The organism is Carnobacterium jeotgali MS3 (genome assembly GCF_000745125.1).
Taxonomy (GTDB): domain Bacteria; phylum Bacillota; class Bacilli; order Lactobacillales; family Carnobacteriaceae; genus Carnobacterium_B; species Carnobacterium_B jeotgali.
The window spans coordinates 318687-340067 of sequence record NZ_JQNF01000005.1 but is presented as its reverse complement, the minus strand read 5'-3'; the positions used below and the strand labels follow the sequence as shown (position 1 = coordinate 340067).

Sequence of the window (21381 nt, the reverse complement as noted above, 5' to 3'; positions counted from 1 at the left end):
TCTTTACAAATAAAGATTGTTTACAGAGGAGAGAAATAAATGATTTTTAAAATCAATTATCAAGAAACAAAATTAAGAAATCCGAAAAGAGAAGATACGCAAACACTTTATTTAGAAGCAGGAAGTGTTGTTGAAGCTCGTGAATTAGTTGAACAAAATACCCCCTACAATATTGAATTTGTTCAACAAATTGATGGTAAATATTTAGAATATGAAAAAACTAGTCCCGACTTCAAACTAGTGGAGTTTAACTAATGAAACCTTCTATAAAAAATAACGAAGCTGCTGTCTTTGCCATTGGGGGTTTAGGGGAAATTGGTAAAAATACGTATGGTGTTCAATTTCAAGATGAAATCATCATTATTGATGCCGGTATTAAATTTCCTGAAGACGATCTATTAGGAATCGATTATGTTATTCCTGATTATAGTTATATTGTACAAAATATTCATAAAGTAAAAGCTTTAGTGATCACACATGGACATGAGGATCATATTGGTGGGATTCCTTTCTTACTAAGACAAGCTAATATTCCTATCTATGCTGGTCCATTAGCTTCTGCCTTGATTCGCAATAAATTGACTGAACATGGTCTATTACGTGATACTGAATTGCATGAAATTGGTGAAGATGATGTAATTAAATTCCGTAAAACAAGTGTGAGTTTTTTCAGAACAACTCATAGTATTCCCGAAGCTTTTGGTATTGTGGTTAAAACGCCACCTGGAAATATTGTCTTAACAGGTGACTATAAATTTGATTTCACTCCAGTTGGAGAACCCGCAAACTTGCATCGCATGGCTAAAATAGGAGATGAAGGCGTACTTGCACTATTGTCAGATAGTACTAATGCTGAAGTCCCTACTTTTACAAAATCGGAACAAGTAGTTGGAGAATCCATTACAAGCATCATGCAGAAAGTAGAAGGACGTATTATATTTGCTACTTTCGCTTCAAATATTTCTCGTTTGCAACAAGTTGCAAATGCAGCAATTAAAACGAAAAGAAAAATTGCCGTTTTTGGTCGTAGCATGGAATCATCTGTTGCAACTGGTCGTCAATTAGGTTACATTACTGCTCCTGAAGAAACTTTTGTAGAACCAAGAGAAATTAATCGCCTTCCTGCAAGCGAAAGCATTATTTTATGTACCGGATCGCAAGGTGAACCGATGGCGGCCTTGAGTCGTATCGCTAACGGAACCCATCGTCAAATCTCTATTCAACCAGGCGACACTGTTATTTTCTCTAGTTCTCCTATTCCAGGTAACACTTCAAGTGTAAATCGAGTAATTAATTTACTCTCAGAAGCTGGGGCAAATGTTATTCACGGAAAAGTAAATAATGTTCATACATCTGGACATGGTGGTCAACAAGAACAAAAATTGATGCTTCGTTTAATGAAACCTAAATACTTTATTCCTGTTCATGGTGAGTACAGAATGCAAAAAATTCATGCTGGACTTGCTGAACTAGTTGGAATTCCAAAAGAGAATTCTTTCATCTTAGACAACGGAGATGTAATCGCATTGACGGCAGATTCTGCTAGACATGCTGGACACTTCGAAGCTGGGGATGTTTATGTAGACGGAAAAGGCATAGGCGATATTGGTAATGTTGTTTTACGAGACCGTAAACTTTTATCTGAAGAAGGTTTAGTAGTCGTAGTTGTAACCATTGATTACAAATCGAAAGAAGTACTAGCTGGTCCGGATATTCTTTCACGTGGTTTTATTTATATGCGTGAATCAGGAGAACTAATCAATGACGCGCAACAAGTCATGACGAAAAGTTTAAATAAAAGCTTAGCAAACGACAAAGTAACAGAACAATCTTTGAAAAATACAATTATTGAAAGCTTAAAACCGTTCTTATATGAACGGACTGAACGTCACCCTATGATTTTACCGGTTATTATGCCGGTTTAATCTCATAAAAAAGCCTCATACAAAACTCTTCTTATAAGATAAGAGTTGTATGAGGCTTTTTTTTAATTCTTATTAAAGTGATAAATAGGTTCATCACGTTTTTTATCAAAACTAACTTGTAAATCATACCCATTAAAAAACCATTCATCATTTTTATCAATAAAATAGGTTACGTCGTTTATCGTTGTTTTAACTAAAACGTCAACTGGTTGGGTAACTTCCATTCCAACTGAGAAACCTTCATGAACTTCTGTTTTTCCATAAACTTTTCCCATAAACCTTACACCATTGCCTTTTTCAAGGCCGACCTCATTTTCAAACCACTCTTTAGCACTATCCGTAATTTCAATTTTCATAGTAAGTTTCACAGAACTTTTTTCTGTGAACCCTCCTCTCATAAGGACTTATCATTCCTATTAATTCTAACACATTAAAGGGGCTAAAGGTATCCTTTGAAGATAGATTAATAACCACTATCTCTAAGGCATTTGACCTTCTAGCCAGTCAATTTCTTTGATTCCACCGACAATCATTAAGGTATCATTGACTTTAATCATCGCATCAGCTGCAGGAGAAATGATCATTTCTTGTCCTCTTCGAATACCAATTACATTTAAACCAAAACGTTGTCTAAAATTCAATTCAAGAAGTGTTTTATTAAAGAATTTTGGATTCGTCACTTTTAATTCAACTAATGAGTACTTATCCGATAATTCTAAATAATCGACTACGTTACGTGAAACCAAATGATGTCCAATCCGAATACCCATATCTCTTTCAGGATGAATAACATGATCTGCGCCTATTTTTTCCAGCACTTTTCCATGGTATTCATTTTGTGCTTTAGCAGTTATATATGGATTTCCCATTTCTTTAATCATCAACGTAATTAAAATACTTGCTTGGATATCCTCACCAATAGCTATAATCACATGATCAAAATTCCGAATCCCTAATGAGCGCAAGACACTTTCATCTTGCGCATTTGCTACTACTGCATGTGTAGCGATATTCATGTATTCATTTATTTTATCTTCGTTAGAATCAATAGCCAATACATCATGCCCACTTTCAACTAATGTTCGACAAATACTGCTCCCAAAACGTCCTAACCCAATTACTGCAAAATTTCTTTTCATTTTTTCACCAGCTTTTCTTATACTTAGTCGCTATAATTAATTAACTTACTTTTATTCAATCAAATGGTGTTTAAACGCATAAATAGCTGCTTGTGTCCTATCTTCCACTTCTAATTTAGCTAAAATATTTGAAACATGTGTTTTAACTGTTTTAAGCGTTATAAAAAGCGCATCTGCAATTTCTTGGTTGGAATTCCCTTGAGAAATTAACATTAAAATTTCTTGTTCCCGATTGGTTAAATCATCATGTAACTGATGAACTTGTTTTTTAGTGAGACGTGCCATCATTTTACCTGTTACTTCAGGTTCAAGTATGATTTCGCCTTTATATGTAGAGCGAATTGCATTGGCAATCGTACTCGCTGTTGATGTTTTCAAAATATAACTAGCGGCTCCTGCTTCAAGTGCAGGATAGACTTTTTCATCGTCAATAAAACTAGTTACAATCACTATTTTTGCTTCTGGCCAATCCTTCATTATAGCTTTTGTAGACTCAATTCCATCCATTACATCCATCACTAAATCCATTAAGATAACATCTGGGCGCAATTCTAGTGCTTTTTCATATCCAATTTTGCCATTTTCTGCTTCTCCTATGACCTCTATATCACTTTGAATAGATAAATAAGACGAAACTCCTAATCGAACCATTTCGTGATCATCGACTAATAGTACTTTAATCATATCGTTTCCACCCCTTTTTCAATCGTATCCATCAGTGGTATCTTTATTTCAACACTTGTTCCTTTATTTTTAAAACTGATGATTTTACATGTTCCACCCATGCCCAACACTCGTTCATTAATATTTTGCAATCCGTAATTTCCAGCTTTATTCTCTGTTGTATTAAATCCAATTCCATCATCAATGACTCTTAGCAAGACTGATTGATCTATTACTTGAAGGTAAACTTCTAACCCCTTAGCTTTCGAGTGACGCAGCGTGTTAGAAAGCAATTCTTGAACAATTCGGAATAGATGATCTTCAATTCCATTTGTTAACGAAACATCATCAATATCCCATTTTAATTCAATTTGAACTTTCGTACTCATTTCATTTAAAAGTTGTTCGATTCCTTTTTTCAAGGACTTGCCTTCTAAATTGACGGGTCTTAGATGAAGCAAAAGGGCCCGCATTTCTGCCTGAGCTTCATTCACAATAGATTCTATTAGTTTTACTTGTTTTTGTAACACGCCACTTGATTCGTCCATTTGTTCATTTAAAGCAGACAACATCATCATTGCCGCAAAAAGTTGCTGACTAACAGAATCATGTAACTCACGTGCCAGCCGGTGACGCTCAGAAACCAATATTTCCTCTTTAGTCTGTCCATTAATAGAATTTGATGTATTGTTATTTATTTGCGCTTCATTTGCTAAAATGACTAATTTTTCTCGAATATCAACGAGTGCTTTTTTTAAATCATCTGAGAAAAAATAATCCTCTTCATTTTTAGCCAGCAATTGAGCGAATAACTCTTTTGAATAATCTCCCTTAACAAGAGCGTGCAAAGTCTCCTCAATTTGCTGCCACTGGCGTTTGTTCACATAATAAACCCCTAATGTTAAAGCTAGACCAATTACTGCTGAGACCGCTAGCAAATACCAAATAAAGGGGATATAAAAAAAGCGAGTTGTAAAAACATCTAAATACCAGCTTTGAGAAGAATTAGCATAACTATAACTAATTATAACAGCAAAAGACAATAAAAAAACAATTGAACTGCTCGTGAAAAAAAGTGAACTAATCACTTTTTGTTTCATATCGCAATCACCTCTAAATCTCCTACAAAGACATTTGTGACTATTTTTAATGTTCTGGCTTGATTTTCATAGTCTTTGCTATACATTTTAATCGATTCATTTTCCAACGTATAATAGTGATCTTCAAAAGCAATTTTTCCTTTAATGGCACTATGCTCTATCATAATACCTGTACCTATTGGGACTAAAATACGAGTTTTTCCAAACCCTTTCCTAATAACAATATAGTTTTCATCTTTAGGCAAAATCGTATTTCCTAAATCAATAATTGTATCTCCCATAAGAATCGAAAAATTAATGTCATCCCATTCATAAATTGAACTGCCGATTCTTTCATTTCCTATCCAATTGCGTTTAAACCGTTTTGCATCCTTTGGTAGGCTATCTGTCGTTTCAACAACTACAATTTCTTTTTCATTCCATGGGGCTTGTTGAAAATTAAACGTATCCATTTTGGAAAATACTTTCCCATAATTCATATAAAAAAAGATAACGGCTACTATTGACATATACCAAAAACCGCCAAGAGACATGATTGAAAGCACTGACAAAAATATGCCACTAATCAAATACATTCTTTTTTTTCTTTTCTGTTGGTTTCGGCCTAAAAACATTAACCAGCATCCAATAACCAGAAGCCCTAATAGAAATAAATTATTAATCAGCTGATACAATGCTACTATCAGTAAGAGAGATTCAATTAATAAGAACCATTTCCAATTATTTTTCATGTCCTTTACGTCCCCTTTGCACACGTTCTTTTATTCAGTATACCGTTTTTTATCTATTATGTAATGTTCTTTAGCATGAACTCTAACTGAGACTAAAGATGTATATTCAAAAAAAAAAATAAAAGCTGCTCAAAACGAGTAGCTTTTATTTAAACGTGATTGGCTTAGCTAATTTCTACAATTTTAACAAACATGTCTCCACCTGGTGTAGCAAAAGTTACTTCACTACCTACTTTTTTGCCCATTAAAGCTTTAGCAATTGGTGAATCATTTGAAATCAATCCTTTAAATGGATCTGCTTCAGCACTACCAACAATCGTATACTCTTCTTCATCACCATCAGGCAATTCAATAAAAGTTACTTTTCTGCCTAATGAAACTTCATCTGCTGCCGTTTTTGAGTTATCAATAATCTCAGAAAAACGCAACATGTTTTCGATAGTTGTTACTCTACCTTCGACAAAAGCTTGTTCATCTTTTGCTGATTCGTATTCAGAGTTTTCAGATAAATCTCCAAAACTACGAGCAATTTTAATTCTTTCTACAATATCTTTACGCTTAACCGTTTTAAGATATTCTAATTCTTCTTCTAACTTTTTTTTGCCATCTAACGTCATTGGATATACTTTCTCAATCATTTAATGCGATCTCCTTTTTTAGAATCATATCTGACTCATGCTTTCACTATTTAGTTGAAAGCGTAATTATCTTTTCAACATTGAAAAGATACCATGTTGAATGTCATTTGTAAACAAAAAATGCTAATTCGTCCAAAGTTTTAATTTAACTATCATACTTACAGTAAGGCTTTTAGTGTGTTTTACTTTTCGAATAAAAACTTAATTGTTTGTTCCAGTTAGTTCTTCAACTAAGATACTTCTAATTTTAGTTGTCATCAAGTCGATAGCTACTTGGTTCGTTCCGCCTTCTGGAATAATAATATCGGCGTATTTTTTAGAAGGTTCAACAAATTGGTGGTGCATTGGTTTTACGACCGTTAAGTATTGTTCGATTACTGAATTAAGTGTACGGCCTCGCTCTTCTATATCTCGTTTGATTCGGCGAATAATACGTATATCGTCATCTGTATCTACGTATACTTTTATATCCATTAATTTTCTTAATCGTGGATCTTCTAAAATTAAAATTCCTTCAAGGATAATAACCTCTTTAGGTTCTTGAATGATAATTTCTTTACTTCTAGTATGCGCAGCATAATCATAGACTGGCTTTTCAATTGCTTTGTAGTGAATCAAATCTTCTAAGTGCTGAATAAGTAAATCCGTATCAAAAGCAAATGGATGGTCATAATTTGTTTTTAACCGTTCTTCAAAGGATAAGTCATCTTGATTTTTATAATAAAAATCTTGTTCTAACATTAAAATAGAATGACCTGTAAATTGATTATAAATTGCACGACTTACACTAGTTTTTCCACTACCAGATCCACCAGTAACGCCAATCACTATTGGTCTTTTTTTGTCTGTCATACTTATTCCTCTTTTCTTGTGAAAAGCATTGAATCAGTTGATTCAATGCTTTATTAATTCTTTTTTTTACCATTCATTCTATCGCTTTATTAATCAACATATTCTGCTTTATACTGAAGATGCTGCTCATATGTTTCAGCATAATAAATTTTACCTGTTTTCATATCGGCTAGAAAATAAATATAGTCTGAATCAGTGGGTTCTAAAGTTGCTCTTATAGCATCTGCACTTGGGCTATTAACAGGTCCTGGACCAAATCCCGGATAGATATACAAATTATAAGGAGAATCAACTTCAATATCTTTTAACGACACGTATTCTTTGTGTTCTCCCAAAGCATATAGAACGGCTATATCCGTTTGTAAAGGCATGTCAATTGCTAAACGATTATTAAAAACTCCAGCAATCAACTTACGGTCTTCTAATGTGAACCCTTCTCGTTCGACTAATGAAGCAATCGTTAAGATATCCTGCACACTCCGATTAGACTCTTTAATTTTAGGATAAAATTCTAGCATAACTTCATCCATTGTGCTGATCATTTTCTCAACCAACTCTTCTAATGTCATCTCTTCAGGAAAATCGTAAGTAGCTGGAAATAAATAACCTTCCAAAGCATACCTAGTATTCTCAGCTTCCATAGTAGAGGTTAGTAATTCAGGAAACTTAGTCTGCATTTTTGTTAAAAAAGCTTCATTTTGAATGACTGCTAAAAAATCCTCTTTACTGTATTCCGTATTTTCAGCGATAACATCTCCAATTTGATCAATTGAAGTGCCTTCTTTGACTAGGATTTTAGTCCCTTCGTATTTCGAAGCCGTCCCACCCTCTTGAAGTTGATCAATAATTGAATCAAGAGTCATAGATGGAGAAAACTCATAATTCCCAGCTTGAAAACCTGTTTCGTTATTCATACGGATGTAATAACTGAACACGGTAGCACTTTTTATGATACCTTCATCCTGTAAAATACCTGCAATAGCTTTAGAACTAGATCCTGATGGAATTTCAACTAGTGTTTCCGTTTTATTCTCTTTATCCAGAGGTTTTAAAGACGTCGTAACATACTGGTACCCCATCACGCCAAAAAGGATTAAAAGTAGGATAAATGCCGCTAAAATACTAAGTACAATTTTCTTAACCAGTGTTGTCTCTTTTTGTCTTCCACTTTCCATACTAGTTAAATTAACACTTGCTTCTCCTTGATCTTTCGTCTTGCTGTTCTTTTTTCTTTTTGACAAGAAGCGACCCTCCTAACTATAACAACTATTTACTTGTTTTTTTCTCTTTCACTATGACACTAACTTGTATCATTATACATGATATCAGAGTTCATGAGAACAAAAAAAAGCTGACAAATTAAATTTGTCAACTTTTCTATGCATTTTACACATAATTACATCATTTAATGAATAAGATTATTCTTCTTCATCTGCTAAGAATGTATTTAATACTTCTTCAATCATATCCCATTCTTCTTCAGTTTCAATTGGTTTTAACTCGCCTTGTTCTCCAGTTTCAGTTTCGATGAAAGAGTAAACTTCAAGTTCTACTTCTTCTCCTTCACTAGCTCCAGCAGGATAAACAAAGACATAAGATTTTCCATAGTCATCTGAATCAAATGTAAATAAAATTTCGTATAATTGTTCATTACCTTGTTCATCTACTAAGGTAATATGTTCATGATCGTGATCGTGTTCGTGATCATGGTCGTGATTGTGGTCATGTGACATTGGTCAACACTCCTTTAATATGAGATAAGTTTCTTTTCTATTTTAGCGTACTATTCATTGAATTGCTAGTTTTGATTTTGATTCAAGTAATTCTGAAGAATCATAACCGCCGCTACCTTATCAATAACTTTTTTTCTTTTTGCTCTAGACGTATTGCCTTCTTCTATCAACATTCTTTCAGCTTGAACAGTTGTTAACCGTTCATCTTGTAAGATGACTGGTAATCCAAATGTTTCTTTGACCAATTCAGCATACCGCAAAGAAGCTTCGGCCCGAGGACCGATAGAATTATTCATATTTTTAGGCAAGCCGATTACAACTTTTGTGACTTCATGAATGGCGATTAATTCACCAATTCGGTCTATGCCATATTCTTCTTGTGCTTCATTAATTTTAACGATTTCAATTCCTTGTGCTGTCCAGCCAAACGGATCACTAACGGCTACACCAACAGTTTTTGAACCAACATCTAATCCCATTGTTCTCATTAAGCTTTATGTCCACTCTCTTTCAAATAGGTCTTTACAATTTCTTCAACGATTTCGTCACGTTCATGGCGTCTGATCAAATTTCGAGCATCTTTATGACGTGGAATATAAGCAGGGTCTCCTGAAAGCAAGTAACCAACGATTTGATTGATTGGATTGTATCCCTTTTCTTCTAAAGCATCATATACTAAACTCAAAGTTTCTTTTACACTTTTTTCACTATTGTCACCAACGTTAAAACGTACTGTTTCATCTGTTGAACTCATGGTCTACACCTCAATTTCTGTAACATCTACTCTTATTTTACAAGAAAGCACTTTAAACTACAATGATTATCAGAAATGAATATCAGAAAACGGTTAATTCTTTCTTTTTAAAATTGAGAGAGCGGAAAAAAAGCATTTAGAACCAAATCGCTGGGACGAATAAGTGCATTATGTTCATCGACCATCGAGTATTATCCTTAAAGTAGACGTCGGTTCTGTTTTAGAATAAACAGTCCTATATAAAAAAGAGGCTGGGATTTTTTCCCCAGCCTCTTTTTAAAGTTCAGTCGATAAATAATGTTACCTATTTGAAATGAATACTCTTATTTTTTTTCGTTTACCCATTCAGTCACTTTAGCTAACGCATCTTGTAAACCTGCTGGATTCTTACCGCCTGCTTGAGCCATATCAGGTCGTCCACCACCGCCACCACCAACAAGTGGTGCAATCGTTTTGATTAAGTCACCGGCTTTAAATCCTTTTTTAATTGTTGCATCATCAACAGCTGTTAGCAGATTAACTTTTCCATCTTTTGAAAAACCTAAAGTTAAAACGTTTGAAACAGCTTTTTGCTTCCATTGATCAGCTAATTGGCGCAATTGATTCATATCATTCACATCAACTTCAGCGGAAACAACTGTTATTCCATTAACTTCTTGTACATTCTTAAAGATATCACCAGCTTGATCACTTGCTAATTTTGCTTGCAATGATTCATTTTCTTTTTGTAGTTCTTTTAATTCGGTTTGTAACTGTTGCACTTTCGTAACTACATCTTGAGTTTGTTGAGCTTTTACTAAATCAGCTACAGCGTTCAAGCGTTTTTGTTCTGTTTGTAGCAAGTTGTAAGCAGCTTCACTTGTTACAGCTTCAATTCTGCGAACACCTGCGCCTATTCCTGATTCAGAAATGATTTTAAAGATACCGATTTCACTTGTATTGCTAACATGAACCCCACCACATAACTCAATCGAATAATCGCCAACATTTACAACGCGAACCAGATCCCCATATTTTTCACCAAATAACGCCATAGCTCCCATTTCTTTAGCTTTAGCAATTTCAGTTTCTACGGTTACAACTGGAAGAGATTCCCAAATTTTTTCATTTACAATTTGTTCCATTTCGTTCAATTCTTTTTGTGTGATTTGACCAAAATGTGTAAAGTCAAAACGCAAATGGTTTTGAGTTACTAATGAACCAGCTTGGTTCGCATGTTCGCCTAAAATATCTTTTAAAGCTTGATGCAATAAATGAGTAGCCGTGTGGTTTCTAGTAATTTTATTTCTTAAAGTTTCATCAACTTCAAGTTTGTACGTTTCTCCTACCGTTAAACTCTCTAGTACTTCTACTGTATGAAGTGGTTGTCCTGCTGGAGCTTTTTTAACATCTGTAACTTTTGCTACAATTTTACCTGTTGTATCTTTGATTATTCCTTTATCCGCAATTTGTCCGCCCATTTCAGCATAAAATGGTGTTTGGTCAAAAATCAAACGAACTTGTTCACCGGTTTTAGCTGTCGTTACAAGTGCTTCATCTGTTGCAATAACTGCTAGTATTCCCATAGCTGTAGTTTTATTGTATCCTACAAAAAGACTTTCGTCATTTAGGCCTGCAAATAATTTTGTTTGAATACCCATTGATTTTTCACCGCTACGAGCAGCACGAGCACGATCTCTTTGAGCAGTCATTTCGATTTCAAAACCTTCATGATCTACTTCAAAACCTTCATCTTGTGCAAATTCTTCAGTCAACTCGACTGGGAATCCATAAGTATCATATAACTTAAAGATGTCAGACCCTGCAATCGTTTTTTCTCCATTAACTTTTAATTCACTGATGCGTTCGTTTAAAATTGTTAATCCATCATTGATTGTTTCATGGAATCGTTCTTCTTCATTCTTGATTACCTTAACAATGAACTCTTCTTGTTCTAAAATTTCAGGATAATGACTATTCATAATATTTCCAACAACTGGGACTAACTTAAACATGAAGGCTTTATCAATGCCTAATTTCTTACCATGCATAACCGCACGACGTAGCAAGCGACGCAATACGTATCCGCGTCCTTCATTAGAAGGCAAAGCGCCATCGCCAATAGCAAAGCTCACTGCACGGACATGATCCGCAATAACTTTAAAGGAAATATCGTCTGTTGCATTTTCACCATATTTTTTGATTCCGCTCAATGCTTGTACTTTTTCAATGATTGGCATAAATAAATCCGTTTCAAAATTTGTTGGGGCATCTTGTAAAATTGAGACAACACGCTCTAATCCCATACCTGTATCAATATTCTTATTAGGTAATGGTTCATAAGTTCCATCAGGTTTATGATTGAACTCAGAGAAAACTAAATTCCAAATTTCCAACCAGCGTTCATTTTCTCCACCTGGATAATTTTCCGGATCATTTTCAGCTAAATCATTAAACGCTTCACCGCGATCATAAAAAATCTCAGAATCCGGACCACTTGGACCAGCACCAATGTCCCAGAAATTATCGGCAACATCTATAATGTGATCATCCGTTAATCCAATTTTTTCTTTCCAAATCATTTTCGCATCTGTATCTTCAGGATAAACTGTTACATACAATTTTTCAGGGTCTAATCCTAGCCATTTTTCCTCAGTTAGAAATTCCCATGCCCATTCAATAGCTTCTTCTTTAAAATATTCTCCAATAGAAAAATTTCCTAGCATTTCAAATAAAGTATGGTGGCGAGCAGTTTTACCGACATTTTCAATATCGTTCGTACGGATACTTTTTTGTGCATTCGTAATTCTTGGGTTTTCAGGAACTACAGAACCATCAAAATATTTTTTCAAAGTTGCTACTCCTGAATTTATCCACAATAATGTAGGATCTTCAAAAGGGACTAGTGACGCACTAGGCTCTACTTTATGCCCTTTTGATTCAAAAAAATCTAAAAATAATTGACGAACTTCGTTACTTGATAATCTTCTCATTTTATTCTTCCTTTCAATTTTAAATCTGGTTGTTGTAAAAAAAAGCACAAAAAAAGTCCAACAACAGCATTGCCAGACAAGGACGAAAAATTCGCGGTACCACCTTGTTTGCAATGATGTCATTCGACAGTTCATTACCTCTTAAGTCTCGATAACGTGAGAAACGATAGTATTTCTACTATTTTATTAAGGGAGCATCTATTTAATATTGTTAGTTTTCTTTCAGCCTAGGAAAACTTTTCTTTAAACAAGTGATTAAACTAATTTATCCTTAGTACGTTTAAAGTATAGGAGAATCTATCACAATTGTCAATGAATAAAAGTACTTTATTTGCTAAGAACCTTTAAATAATAGTCTTTTCTTTAGCGAGCGTAAATCCGCGTCCCCATACTTCACTGGCGCTCATCACAACTACAAAGGCATTTTCATCCACATCTAAGATTGTATCTTTTAAAAGTGTAAATTCTTGTTCTGCAACGACACACATTAACATTTCCTTATCTGAGTTCCCATATCCACCCTTAATACCTAAATTGGTCACTCCACGATTAACTACACTAAAAATGGCTTGTTTCACTTCAGCTGGGTACTCAGATATGATCATAACTGTCTTAGAATGATTGAATCCAACTTGAACAACATCAATCGTGCGACTAATGACAAATAATGAAATGATCGAATACATCACAACTTCTCCATCAAATACAAGTAAAGCACAGATTATGACTAAACCATCAATTAAAGCTACACTCATACCTAAAGGTAACTTTAAATACTCATGTATAACTTGAGCTATAATACTAGTGCCTCCAGTTGAAGCTTTTGCTCTAAAAACGATACCTAAACCAATACCCGTAATGATGCCGCCAAACAAAGCAGCTAACAATGGAGTATCTGTCCATGGTTTTATAAAATCAAGCATGCCAATAAATGCGGGTAAAATTAAACTCCCAAGAATCGTTTTATACCCTGCTTCTTTCCCTAAGAATACAAAACAAATTAAAAGCAAAGGGATATTAAAAGCTAATTGCACAATGGAAGGATCCCAGTTGAATACACTGCTTGTAATTGTACTGACTCCGCTAACTCCTCCTGAGACAATTAAGTTAGGCAATAATAGCGCATTAAATGAAACAGCTGCAATAAACGAGCCAACTACAATATAGAGAATATCAAGTGCTCCTAATGTATATTTATTTGATAATAATGTTTTCTTCATGAATATAGTCATCCTTTCTTAACAATGAAACAAAATCCTTGTTCATTCTAACACTTCAATCTTATTTACGGCAGACTTTTATTATTTTCTCATGATTTTTTCGCAAATTTCATTTTCGTTTGCTTTATAATGAAAGTTGACGCAATAATAAATATTTAAGACAAAGGAGTCTTCATGTCTGCACACGAAAATTATCACCTCATCATAAATGAATTATCTGGTTCTGGTAAAGGAAAAAACGTCAGTAAAAAAATTTGTAAAATACTGACAAGTAAGCACATTCGATTTCAGTTACATAAGTCGACTTATCCTGGTCATACTGTCGAAATCACTAAAACTTTAGTGCAAGAGATCAGCCAACAACCAACTGAAACTCAATTGATTATTGTCATTGGCGGAGATGGAACCTTGCATGAAGTTCTTACAGGCTTAGGGGAAGAATTTGCTCACATCCCAATTGGGTATATTCCTGCTGGATCAGGCAATGACTTCGCTCGTGGAACAGGTATCTCTAAAAATCCTGCGAAAGCTTTAGACCAAATTTTAACAACTCAACATGCGAAAAAGTTAGATATCATTCAATACTATGATCATAATCAACAACTTAAAGGATTTGCCGTAAATAATGTTGGCATTGGGTTTGATGCTGCCGTTGTAAAAAAAGCCAATCATTCTCCATCTAAAACTTTTTTAAACAAATTAGGTTTTAGTTCTCTGGTTTATTTTGCCAGCTTAGTTCAAGTTTTCTTTGAGCAAGCTGTCTTCCCCTTAACCATTACCACGGATGGAAAAGTAAAAACCTTCGAGGATGCTTTTTTAGTTATTGTAAACAATCATCCTTATTTTGGTGGAGGCATTCCTGTCTCTCCAAAAGCTTCTCAAACAGACGGAAAACTAGATTTGATTATTTTGCCTAAGCGGTCTTTTATGAATCTTCTCTATCTTTTCGCGTTAATGCTTTTTGGAGGGAAACATTTATATTATAAAGATGTGTACTATTATCAAGCGGAGGCTATCTCACTTAAAACGCCATCAACAATTGATTCAAATGCCGATGGTGAAGAACTAATTGTTCAGCCGATTGATTTTCAACTCAAAACTAGCTCACGATATTTTTGGTTATAGCTAGTAAAGAATCGCTTTAGCGATTAAGCAGTGTTTGAGGCACCCATACTATTTGATAAAGAGCCTAAATAAAAAAGAGTTTCAGAAGATTGCTCTTCTGAAACTCTTTTTTATTTTATAGACCAGGCACAATACCATCCATTCCAATCATTGGATCAACCGCATTGGATTGAATCATGTCTATCGTCAGACGATAATTTTTTGGCTGTTTATCGTCTATAACTTCAGTTTTATCACTCGCTAATGATAACTGCTCAGAAGTATTAGCAGCTACTTCTGGTTCAGTTGCTTTAGTTACTGTTTTTTCTTTATCTGAAACTGATTTTACATTTACAACTAGTTCTACTTGTTGTTTTTTCTCTTCCAATAGACGCTCGGCTAATGTTGTTAATCTAGTTGCTGAAGATTTAGCTACACAATCTTCAAATGCAGTCGGTTCACCACATAAAATAAGCAACTCACTGCTTCTCGTTATAGCAGTGTAAAGTAAATCGCGTCTTAACATACGATGATAATTTTGAACCATTGGCAGAATAACCATTTTGAATTCTGATCCTTGGGATTTATGGATTGAACAACAATAAGCTAAAGTGATTTTTATCCATTCATTTCGCTTATAGACGACTTCATTGGCATCAAATTGAATAACGATTTCATCGACTTTATCTTCTGTTTCCTTAGCCAAATTGATTCCAACAATTTCTCCCATATCTCCATTAAATACGTTCATTTCTGGATAATTTACTAATTGAAGAACTTTATCCCCAATTCGGTAACTTTTTTCATTGAATTTAACTTCTTTTCTTCTGCCAGAAGGGTTCGGATTGAAAATTTCTTGCATCATTTTGTTTAACGCATCTATCCCGGCTGGTCCTCTGTACATAGGTGCTAACACTTGAATATCTTGAGCAGTAAAACCTTTTTCTTTAGCTTTTTCTACAACTTGGCGAATAACCGGTTCAATTTGATACGTATTGCATTGAAAAAATGAACGATCTTTTTTGTTTTTAGTAAAATCGGCCGGTAATTGTCCTTCTTTTATTGCATGAGCCAAGGAAATAATTGAAGAACCGTCATCTTGTCGGTAAATTTCGGTCAATTCTCTACTAGGAATTTGTTTGGCTCTGATTAAATCATGCAAGACCTGACCAGGACCAACAGAAGGCAATTGATCCTTATCCCCTACAAAGATAACTTGCATATTTTGTGGGACAGCTCTTAGCAATTGATTTGCTAACCACGTATCTACCATCGACATTTCGTCTACAATCAATAATCCGCCTTCTAATTCTCTATCAGAAAGCTCAGCAGTTGGTTTTTCTTGACCATTTAATCCTAAAAGGCGATGAATTGTACTACTTGGTAATCCAGTAGATTCATTCATCCGTTTAGCAGCTCGCCCGGTTGGTGCCGCTAAAAGAATAGGAAAAATTTTATCCGTATAGTCATCTAGTTCTAACGATAAACCGTTAAGTTCTGCAAATAAATTGACAATACCGTTTAATACAGTCGTTTTACCTGTTCCTGGTCCACCAGTTAAAATAAATAATGATGAAGTAACAGCTTGTTCAATGGCTTCAATTTGTGAATTGCCATACTGGATACCCAATCTTTTTTCCATTTTACGAATTTCTTTTTTAACATTATGTGCAGGATAATTAATTTTTTTACTATTTTCCATCAAGCGTTTTACTGATGTTGCAATTCCCCATTCGGCTGCATATAAAGAGTTGATATACAACTTATGAGCATCTTCAATTAATTTATTTTCTTCAATCAAATTCAATAATTCTTTCGCAACTAGATCAGGCTCAATAATGAATGAACGACTTTCTTCTAACACTCTTATCGTTTCGTTTAGTAACGGCTCTGCTAATGTATACGTATTTCCTTCACTGAGGCACAATTCATTGAGCGAAAATAAAATAGCCGCTTGAATACGTCCAGGAGAATCAGCAGCAAATCCAAGATTCTCTGCAATCGCATCTGCTTTTTTAAACCCAATGTTATCAATATCTTCTATCAACTGATACGGATTTTCTTGAATGACCTCCAAGGTTTCTGCTTGATACGTTTGATAAATCGTATAGGCTAATCGACTTCCAAAACCAAAATCATTTAATCCAATAATGATTTTTTCCATCCCATTACTTGAACGGATCATATTAACAATAACTTCTTTTTTCTTGTCATTTAATCCAGGAATCTTAGCTAAAACTGTTTCGTCAGCACTGATTTGATCAATTGCATCATCCCCTAAAAGTTCAACAATTGTTTCAGCTGTTTTTTTTCCTATTCCAGGAAATTTATCACTTGAAAGATAAGCAATTACACCTTCTGCTGAAGTTGGTTTTTCTTGGCTGTAACGTTCTGCGTTGAATTGCATGCCAAATTTTGGGTGATCAGTCAATTGACCAAAAAAACGATAGGTCTCATCTTCTTGAATTTGTCCAAAGTTTCCCGTTATCACAATTTCTTTTTCGGCAAAGGAACTATTCGTATCGACTACTCGTGCTAAAATAACTTTATAAAAATTTGTCGGGTTTTGATAGAAAATTGCAGCAACTTGCCCTACAAAATAGGGTGGATCTCCTGCAAATAAATCTAAATTGTCTTGCATAACCACTTTCCTACCACCACCCTTTCTATCTCAACTAATCAAACCACTCACTCTTTTTGAGTTTTCATTACAGCCTCTATGGATTGTAACTGTTCTAGTCGTTTACCGTATGTTATAGGATTTAATTCTTTTGCTTTATCGAAATAGTGCTTAACAGAATGGTCTTCTTCTTTTAATGCCATCCCAACTACACCACGTTTAAACCAAGCTTCATCATTTTTCGGTGCTTGTTCGATACTTAATTCAAAATAATGTTTTGCTTCATTAAATGAACCCGTCTCCATTAGAGTATTTCCTATAATTAAGATTACCGTTAAATCCAAAGGGTCTTCTTCATAAGCACTTAAGAAATAAGCTAAGGCTTTTTTAGATTGATTTAAGGCTAAAAAATTCTGCCCAATCATTACCATAGCATCTTTTTTTAATGGTGTTTCAGTAAATTGAATAACTTGATTAAAATACGTTAAAGAGGTCGAGTAATCTTCAATCTCGTAATATAAATTTCCAAAGGCATAAACAAAAATTGAATTTTCAGGATATTTTTCAATTGCTGTTTCTAATATTGCTTTAGCATCTTCATATTTTTTCCCCAGAATAAACATAGTCGCTAAATTATAATAACTACCGCTATTGGCAGGATTATCATTTATTTCTTCTATAAGTAATTGAATGGCTTCGTTAAACTCACCTTTTTCCCATAGCTGAAAAGCTTCATGGTTTCGATTCATACTTATCTCCTCCTTCTTGCAACTTTAACTATTTTACACCAAATTCCTATTGGATTCTACTGATGACATTGTTTTCTATTTAAATTAACACTAATTTTTTTCATCTAAACCAATTTAATGTGCTATGTACACTAAAAAGCTAGGAGTGTTGTGCTCCTAGCTTTTTGCAGTCTATTAAATTTTAAACATATTGCAGTTCTTTTGTTTCATTGTAAGCTGCATCAATCGTGCCGCCACCTAAACATTCCATGCCGTCGTAAAAAACAACTGCTTGACCTGGAGTTATCGCACGTACTGGTTCGTCAAATTCCACTGTAGCTGCTGTTCCATCTTCATTCAAGTGAACAGTTACGCCCGTATCCGCTTGGCGGTAACGGAACTTCGCTGTACATTTGAACACACGCGATTTTTCTTCATTCGTTGTAAAATGAAGATCAGAAGCTTCTAAGTGAGTTGCTAATAACCACTCATGATTAAACCCTTGACCTACGTATAAAGTATTCGTTTCTAAGTCTTTTCCAACAACAAACCATGGATCACTTGATTTTCCACCGCCGCCAATACCTAAACCTTGACGTTGACCAATCGTATAATACATTAATCCATCATGTTGTCCTTTTATTTCACCATCTACAGTCATCATATTACCCGGTTGAGCTGGTAAATAAGTCATCAAGAATTTTTTAAAATCACGTTCTCCAATGAAACAAACGCCCGTAGAATCTTTTTTCTTAGCAGTAGCTAGTCCTGCTTCTTCAGCGATTCTGCGTACTTCAGGTTTTTGCATGCCACCTAAAGGAAATAACGTTTTAGCTAATTGTTCTTGTGATAATTGATTTAAGAAGTAAGTTTGATCTTTATTGTTATCTACTCCTCTTAGCATATGAGTAACACCATTTTCATCACGTTCTACTTGAGCGTAATGACCAGTAGCAACATAGTCAGCCCCCAGTTCAATAGCGTAATCTAAGAAAGCTTTAAATTTGATTTCTTTATTACACATTACATCTGGGTTAGGCGTACGGCCTTTTTTGTACTCTTCTAAGAAGTAGGTAAACACTTTATCCCAATATTGTTTTTCAAAGTTAATTGAATAATAGGGAATACCAATTTGATTTGCTACAAGTGCAACGTCATTGTAATCTTCCGTCGCTGTACACATACCGAACTCATCGGTATCATCCCAGTTTTTCATAAAAATTCCCACCACATCATAGCCTTGTTGTTTTAACACTAAAGCTGTAACGGATGAGTCAACACCACCGCTCATACCAACTACGACACGAGTCTTGCTATTGTCTTGCATTACATCACCATCATTTCAAATAGATTCTGAAAATCTTTACGATTTGAAGGTCGTATTTTTCCAGTCCTTATCATTATACTAACTTTTAGTCAGAAATCAAGCTGCTCAAACCAAATAGGAGACATGCTCAAAAAATACTGAGACACCTCTCCTGTTTATTTGATATATTCGATTCTTTTATTTCTTATCCTTTTACTAGCACACCACGTTCAACAAGATCTGCTAAGGTAAAGGCTACTTTTTCGCGCGTTTCTTTATAAGCATCCCCATTGTAGATATTTACCGTCCGCAATCCATTTCCTGTCGTTACTGAAAGTTTTAATTGTGTTAAATCGTCTGAAACAACGATTTTCAATTTCACACCTTGATTGCTTGTCAAGTTAGCATCCATTGTGCGAATCAATTGGAAATTCCCCTTTTTGGTTTCTTCAAAACCATTATCTCTCAAGGTATATTTTTTCACATCAGGATTTACCTGAAATTGCTCATTGGCTCCTAGTAAAGCTGCTTTCTTTTCAAATGCCATCTTATTCCCTCGCTTTTTCTTTATCCTTATTCGTAACCCTTTTCATTATTACTATACCATAGCGTTTAGCTCTTTTTCCACAAAAAAAGTAGAGAATCTGAAACATCTCAGATTCTCTACTCATTTATCCAATTCATAACCGTTTATTTTTTCAATCGTGAACTCACTTTTATCAACTGTTCTGCTAAATAATTGATTTGCTCTGAAGTTGTTCCAAGTCCAAAACTTATCCGAATCGTTTCAGCTATGATAGGGCTCTTTTCACCATACATTGCAATTAAAACATGACTTGGATCAATATTTCCAGCAGTACATGCTGAACCGGATGAAACAGCTATTCCACTTAAATCTAGACTCATTAGTAGTTGTTCAGCTGATACGTTTTCGAACCATAAACTCACGATATGTTCCAGCTGGCTATCGGGATTTCCATTCACTTCAAATACTACATTCGCTTGATTCAGTTGTTCAATAAGTTGCTTCCGTAATTCATGGTATTTTAATCGACGGTCTTCTCTTTGAGGCTGAATAATCTCTACTGCTTTTTGTAATCCAGCGATTGCTGGTATATTTTCTGTTCCTGCTCGGCGTTTTTTTTCTTGTTCTCCACCAAGCATAAAACTAGGTAAATGAATTGTTTCATTCACATAGAGGAAGCCTATTCCTTTAGGTCCATTGATTTTATGGCCTGAAACCGATAATAAATCGATGTGGTCTCTTTTAACATCAATATCTTCTGTTCCATAAGCTTGAACAGCATCTGTATGAAAGTACGCTGTTGATTCATTTTCAGCAATAATAGCACCTATTTTTGCGATGTCCATTACTGTACCAACTTCGTTATTCGCATACATAATAGAAACTAAAATCGTATCTGGTCTTAAAGCTTCTTCAACTAATTTTGGGTCAACTTGACCTTTTTTGTCCACTGGCAAATACGTTACTTCAAAACCCAGCTTTTCAAGGTATTCCATCGGCTTCAAAACAGCGTGGTGTTCCACAGCAGAGGTGATGATATGTTTTCCTTCTTGTTCTCTTTTTAAAGCTGTTTCAATAATTGCAGTGTTGTCAGATTCTGTCCCACCACTAGTAATAATGATTTCACTTGGTTTAGCGCCAATGCTTTTAGCAAAAACCATTCGAGCATTATCCACAATACGGCGACTATCTCTTCCAAAATTATGGATACTAGATGCATTTCCATAGTGATTTTTCATTGCTTCATAAACAACTTCAATAACTTCTGGGTGTATAGGACTAGTTGCGGCATGATCAAAATACATTCTTTCCATTTTAAGATAGTCCTCCCTTATTGATCTAAACTTATAATCCTTAAATTTTATCACTTT

Annotated in this window: 21 protein-coding genes; 3 read left to right on the top strand and 18 right to left on the bottom strand. The window is 34.6% G+C overall.

Features of this window, described 5'->3' with window-relative positions:
• Nucleotides 1-39: 39 nt before the first annotated feature.
• Together BP18_RS04150 and rnjA are read left to right on the top strand one after the other, a co-directional pair.
• Entirely contained in the window at nt 40-255 is a 216-nt protein-coding gene (locus tag BP18_RS04150; RefSeq protein ID WP_007722554.1) for a DNA-directed RNA polymerase subunit epsilon, read from the top strand.
• A complete protein-coding gene (gene rnjA / locus BP18_RS04145; RefSeq protein ID WP_007722556.1) occupies nt 255-1925 on the top strand; it encodes a ribonuclease J1 in 1671 nt (556 codons plus the stop codon). Before BP18_RS04150 ends, rnjA begins: the two co-directional genes overlap by 1 nt.
• A 62-nt stretch (nt 1926-1987) precedes the next feature.
• Here the strand turns inward: rnjA and BP18_RS04140 are convergent, their stop codons facing one another.
• The 13 genes from BP18_RS04140 to BP18_RS04080 all read right to left on the bottom strand — a co-directional run bounded on the left by BP18_RS04140 (nt 1988) and on the right by BP18_RS04080 (nt 13727).
• A complete protein-coding gene (locus BP18_RS04140; RefSeq protein WP_007722559.1) occupies nt 1988-2281 on the bottom strand; it encodes a HesB/YadR/YfhF family protein in 294 nt (97 codons plus the stop codon).
• A 123-nt stretch (nt 2282-2404) separates the two neighbouring features.
• Complete coding sequence (locus BP18_RS04135) at nt 2405-3064, bottom strand: potassium channel family protein (RefSeq protein ID WP_007722561.1); 660 nt, start codon at nt 3062-3064, stop codon at nt 2405-2407.
• Between the two features lie 51 nt (nt 3065-3115).
• Nucleotides 3116-3748: a response regulator transcription factor gene (locus BP18_RS04130; RefSeq protein WP_007722563.1), complete on the bottom strand. Its 633-nt coding sequence runs from the start codon at nt 3746-3748 to the stop codon at nt 3116-3118.
• Nucleotides 3745-4827: a sensor histidine kinase gene (locus tag BP18_RS04125; protein ID WP_007722566.1), complete on the bottom strand. Its 1083-nt coding sequence runs from the start codon at nt 4825-4827 to the stop codon at nt 3745-3747. Before BP18_RS04125 ends, BP18_RS04130 begins: the two co-directional genes overlap by 4 nt.
• Entirely contained in the window at nt 4824-5558 is a 735-nt protein-coding gene (gene liaF, locus BP18_RS04120) for a cell wall-active antibiotics response protein LiaF (RefSeq protein WP_007722567.1), read from the bottom strand. The genes BP18_RS04125 and liaF overlap by 4 nt, the downstream gene beginning before the upstream one ends.
• Nucleotides 5559-5722: 164 nt before the next feature.
• Nucleotides 5723-6196 carry a transcription elongation factor GreA gene (gene greA / locus BP18_RS04115; protein ID WP_007722569.1) on the bottom strand — a complete coding sequence of 158 codons (474 nt, stop codon included), beginning with the start codon at nt 6194-6196 and terminating at the stop codon, nt 5723-5725.
• Between the two features lie 201 nt (nt 6197-6397).
• Nucleotides 6398-7048, bottom strand: a complete 651-nt coding sequence (udk, locus tag BP18_RS04110; RefSeq protein WP_029276150.1) for a uridine kinase — start codon at nt 7046-7048, stop codon at nt 6398-6400.
• 89 nt (nt 7049-7137) lie between these two features.
• Nucleotides 7138-8289, bottom strand: coding sequence for an endolytic transglycosylase MltG (gene mltG / locus BP18_RS04105; protein ID WP_007722575.1), 1152 nt, complete (start codon nt 8287-8289; stop codon nt 7138-7140).
• 177 nt (nt 8290-8466) lie between these two features.
• On the bottom strand, nt 8467-8781 hold the full coding sequence (locus BP18_RS04100; protein WP_007722576.1) for a DUF1292 domain-containing protein: 315 nt from the start codon (nt 8779-8781) through the stop codon (nt 8467-8469).
• A 65-nt stretch (nt 8782-8846) separates the two neighbouring features.
• Nucleotides 8847-9269 carry a Holliday junction resolvase RuvX gene (ruvX, locus tag BP18_RS04095; RefSeq protein ID WP_007722577.1) on the bottom strand — a complete coding sequence of 141 codons (423 nt, stop codon included), beginning with the start codon at nt 9267-9269 and terminating at the stop codon, nt 8847-8849.
• Nucleotides 9269-9535: an IreB family regulatory phosphoprotein gene (locus tag BP18_RS04090; protein ID WP_007722578.1), complete on the bottom strand. Its 267-nt coding sequence runs from the start codon at nt 9533-9535 to the stop codon at nt 9269-9271. Before BP18_RS04090 ends, ruvX begins: the two co-directional genes overlap by 1 nt.
• Nucleotides 9536-9858: 323 nt before the next feature.
• On the bottom strand, nt 9859-12507 hold the full coding sequence (gene alaS, locus BP18_RS04085; protein WP_029276153.1) for an alanine--tRNA ligase: 2649 nt from the start codon (nt 12505-12507) through the stop codon (nt 9859-9861).
• Between the two features lie 344 nt (nt 12508-12851).
• Nucleotides 12852-13727, bottom strand: a complete 876-nt coding sequence (locus BP18_RS04080) for a YitT family protein (protein WP_007722581.1) — start codon at nt 13725-13727, stop codon at nt 12852-12854.
• Between the two features lie 174 nt (nt 13728-13901).
• Here BP18_RS04080 and BP18_RS04075 point away from each other — a divergent pair, with 174 nt between their 5' ends.
• On the top strand, nt 13902-14852 hold the full coding sequence (locus tag BP18_RS04075) for a diacylglycerol/lipid kinase family protein (protein ID WP_007722582.1): 951 nt from the start codon (nt 13902-13904) through the stop codon (nt 14850-14852).
• A gap of 115 nt (nt 14853-14967) precedes the next feature.
• Here BP18_RS04075 and recD2 read toward each other — a convergent pair whose 3' ends face one another.
• From recD2 to BP18_RS04050, 5 genes are all read right to left on the bottom strand, one after another.
• The gene (gene recD2 / locus BP18_RS04070; protein WP_029276158.1) at nt 14968-17472 is read right to left on the bottom strand and encodes an SF1B family DNA helicase RecD2; all 2505 of its coding nucleotides are present in this window, start codon (nt 17470-17472) and stop codon (nt 14968-14970) included.
• A gap of 47 nt (nt 17473-17519) precedes the next feature.
• Entirely contained in the window at nt 17520-18200 is a 681-nt protein-coding gene (locus BP18_RS04065) for a tetratricopeptide repeat protein (RefSeq protein ID WP_029276160.1), read from the bottom strand.
• Between the two features lie 181 nt (nt 18201-18381).
• On the bottom strand, nt 18382-19506 hold the full coding sequence (mnmA, locus tag BP18_RS04060) for a tRNA 2-thiouridine(34) synthase MnmA (RefSeq protein ID WP_007722586.1): 1125 nt from the start codon (nt 19504-19506) through the stop codon (nt 18382-18384).
• Between the two features lie 184 nt (nt 19507-19690).
• The gene (locus tag BP18_RS04055) at nt 19691-20032 is read right to left on the bottom strand and encodes a cysteine desulfurase (RefSeq protein WP_007722588.1); all 342 of its coding nucleotides are present in this window, start codon (nt 20030-20032) and stop codon (nt 19691-19693) included.
• A 143-nt stretch (nt 20033-20175) separates the two neighbouring features.
• Nucleotides 20176-21324 (bottom strand): cysteine desulfurase family protein, encoded by a 1149-nt coding sequence (locus BP18_RS04050; RefSeq protein ID WP_035050363.1) that lies wholly within the window; start codon nt 21322-21324, stop codon nt 20176-20178.
• Nucleotides 21325-21381 lie beyond the last annotated feature (57 nt).

Bases quoted from the DNA above. Each gene is read 5' to 3' on its own strand.
- BP18_RS04150 (WP_007722554.1), top strand. From the start codon at position 40: ATGATTTTTAAAATCAATTATCAAGAAACAAAATTAAGAAATCCGAAA.
- rnjA (WP_007722556.1), top strand. From the start codon at position 255: ATGAAACCTTCTATAAAAAATAACGAAGCTGCTGTCTTTGCCATTGGG.
- BP18_RS04140 (WP_007722559.1), bottom strand. From the start codon at position 2,281: ATGAAAATTGAAATTACGGATAGTGCTAAAGAGTGGTTTGAAAATGAG.
- BP18_RS04135 (WP_007722561.1), bottom strand. From the start codon at position 3,064: ATGAAAAGAAATTTTGCAGTAATTGGGTTAGGACGTTTTGGGAGCAGT.
- BP18_RS04130 (WP_007722563.1), bottom strand. From the start codon at position 3,748: ATGATTAAAGTACTATTAGTCGATGATCACGAAATGGTTCGATTAGGA.
- BP18_RS04125 (WP_007722566.1), bottom strand. From the start codon at position 4,827: ATGAAACAAAAAGTGATTAGTTCACTTTTTTTCACGAGCAGTTCAATT.
- liaF (WP_007722567.1), bottom strand. From the start codon at position 5,558: ATGAAAAATAATTGGAAATGGTTCTTATTAATTGAATCTCTCTTACTG.
- greA (WP_007722569.1), bottom strand. From the start codon at position 6,196: ATGATTGAGAAAGTATATCCAATGACGTTAGATGGCAAAAAAAAGTTA.
- udk (WP_029276150.1), bottom strand. From the start codon at position 7,048: ATGACAGACAAAAAAAGACCAATAGTGATTGGCGTTACTGGTGGATCT.
- BP18_RS04100 (WP_007722576.1), bottom strand. From the start codon at position 8,781: ATGTCACATGACCACAATCACGACCATGATCACGAACACGATCACGAT.
- ruvX (WP_007722577.1), bottom strand. From the start codon at position 9,269: ATGAGAACAATGGGATTAGATGTTGGTTCAAAAACTGTTGGTGTAGCC.
- BP18_RS04090 (WP_007722578.1), bottom strand. From the start codon at position 9,535: ATGAGTTCAACAGATGAAACAGTACGTTTTAACGTTGGTGACAATAGT.
- alaS (WP_029276153.1), bottom strand. From the start codon at position 12,507: ATGAGAAGATTATCAAGTAACGAAGTTCGTCAATTATTTTTAGATTTT.
- BP18_RS04080 (WP_007722581.1), bottom strand. From the start codon at position 13,727: ATGAAGAAAACATTATTATCAAATAAATATACATTAGGAGCACTTGAT.
- BP18_RS04075 (WP_007722582.1), top strand. From the start codon at position 13,902: ATGTCTGCACACGAAAATTATCACCTCATCATAAATGAATTATCTGGT.
- recD2 (WP_029276158.1), bottom strand. From the start codon at position 17,472: ATGCAAGACAATTTAGATTTATTTGCAGGAGATCCACCCTATTTTGTA.
- BP18_RS04065 (WP_029276160.1), bottom strand. From the start codon at position 18,200: ATGAATCGAAACCATGAAGCTTTTCAGCTATGGGAAAAAGGTGAGTTT.
- mnmA (WP_007722586.1), bottom strand. From the start codon at position 19,506: ATGCAAGACAATAGCAAGACTCGTGTCGTAGTTGGTATGAGCGGTGGT.
- BP18_RS04055 (WP_007722588.1), bottom strand. From the start codon at position 20,032: ATGGCATTTGAAAAGAAAGCAGCTTTACTAGGAGCCAATGAGCAATTT.
- BP18_RS04050 (WP_035050363.1), bottom strand. From the start codon at position 21,324: ATGGAAAGAATGTATTTTGATCATGCCGCAACTAGTCCTATACACCCA.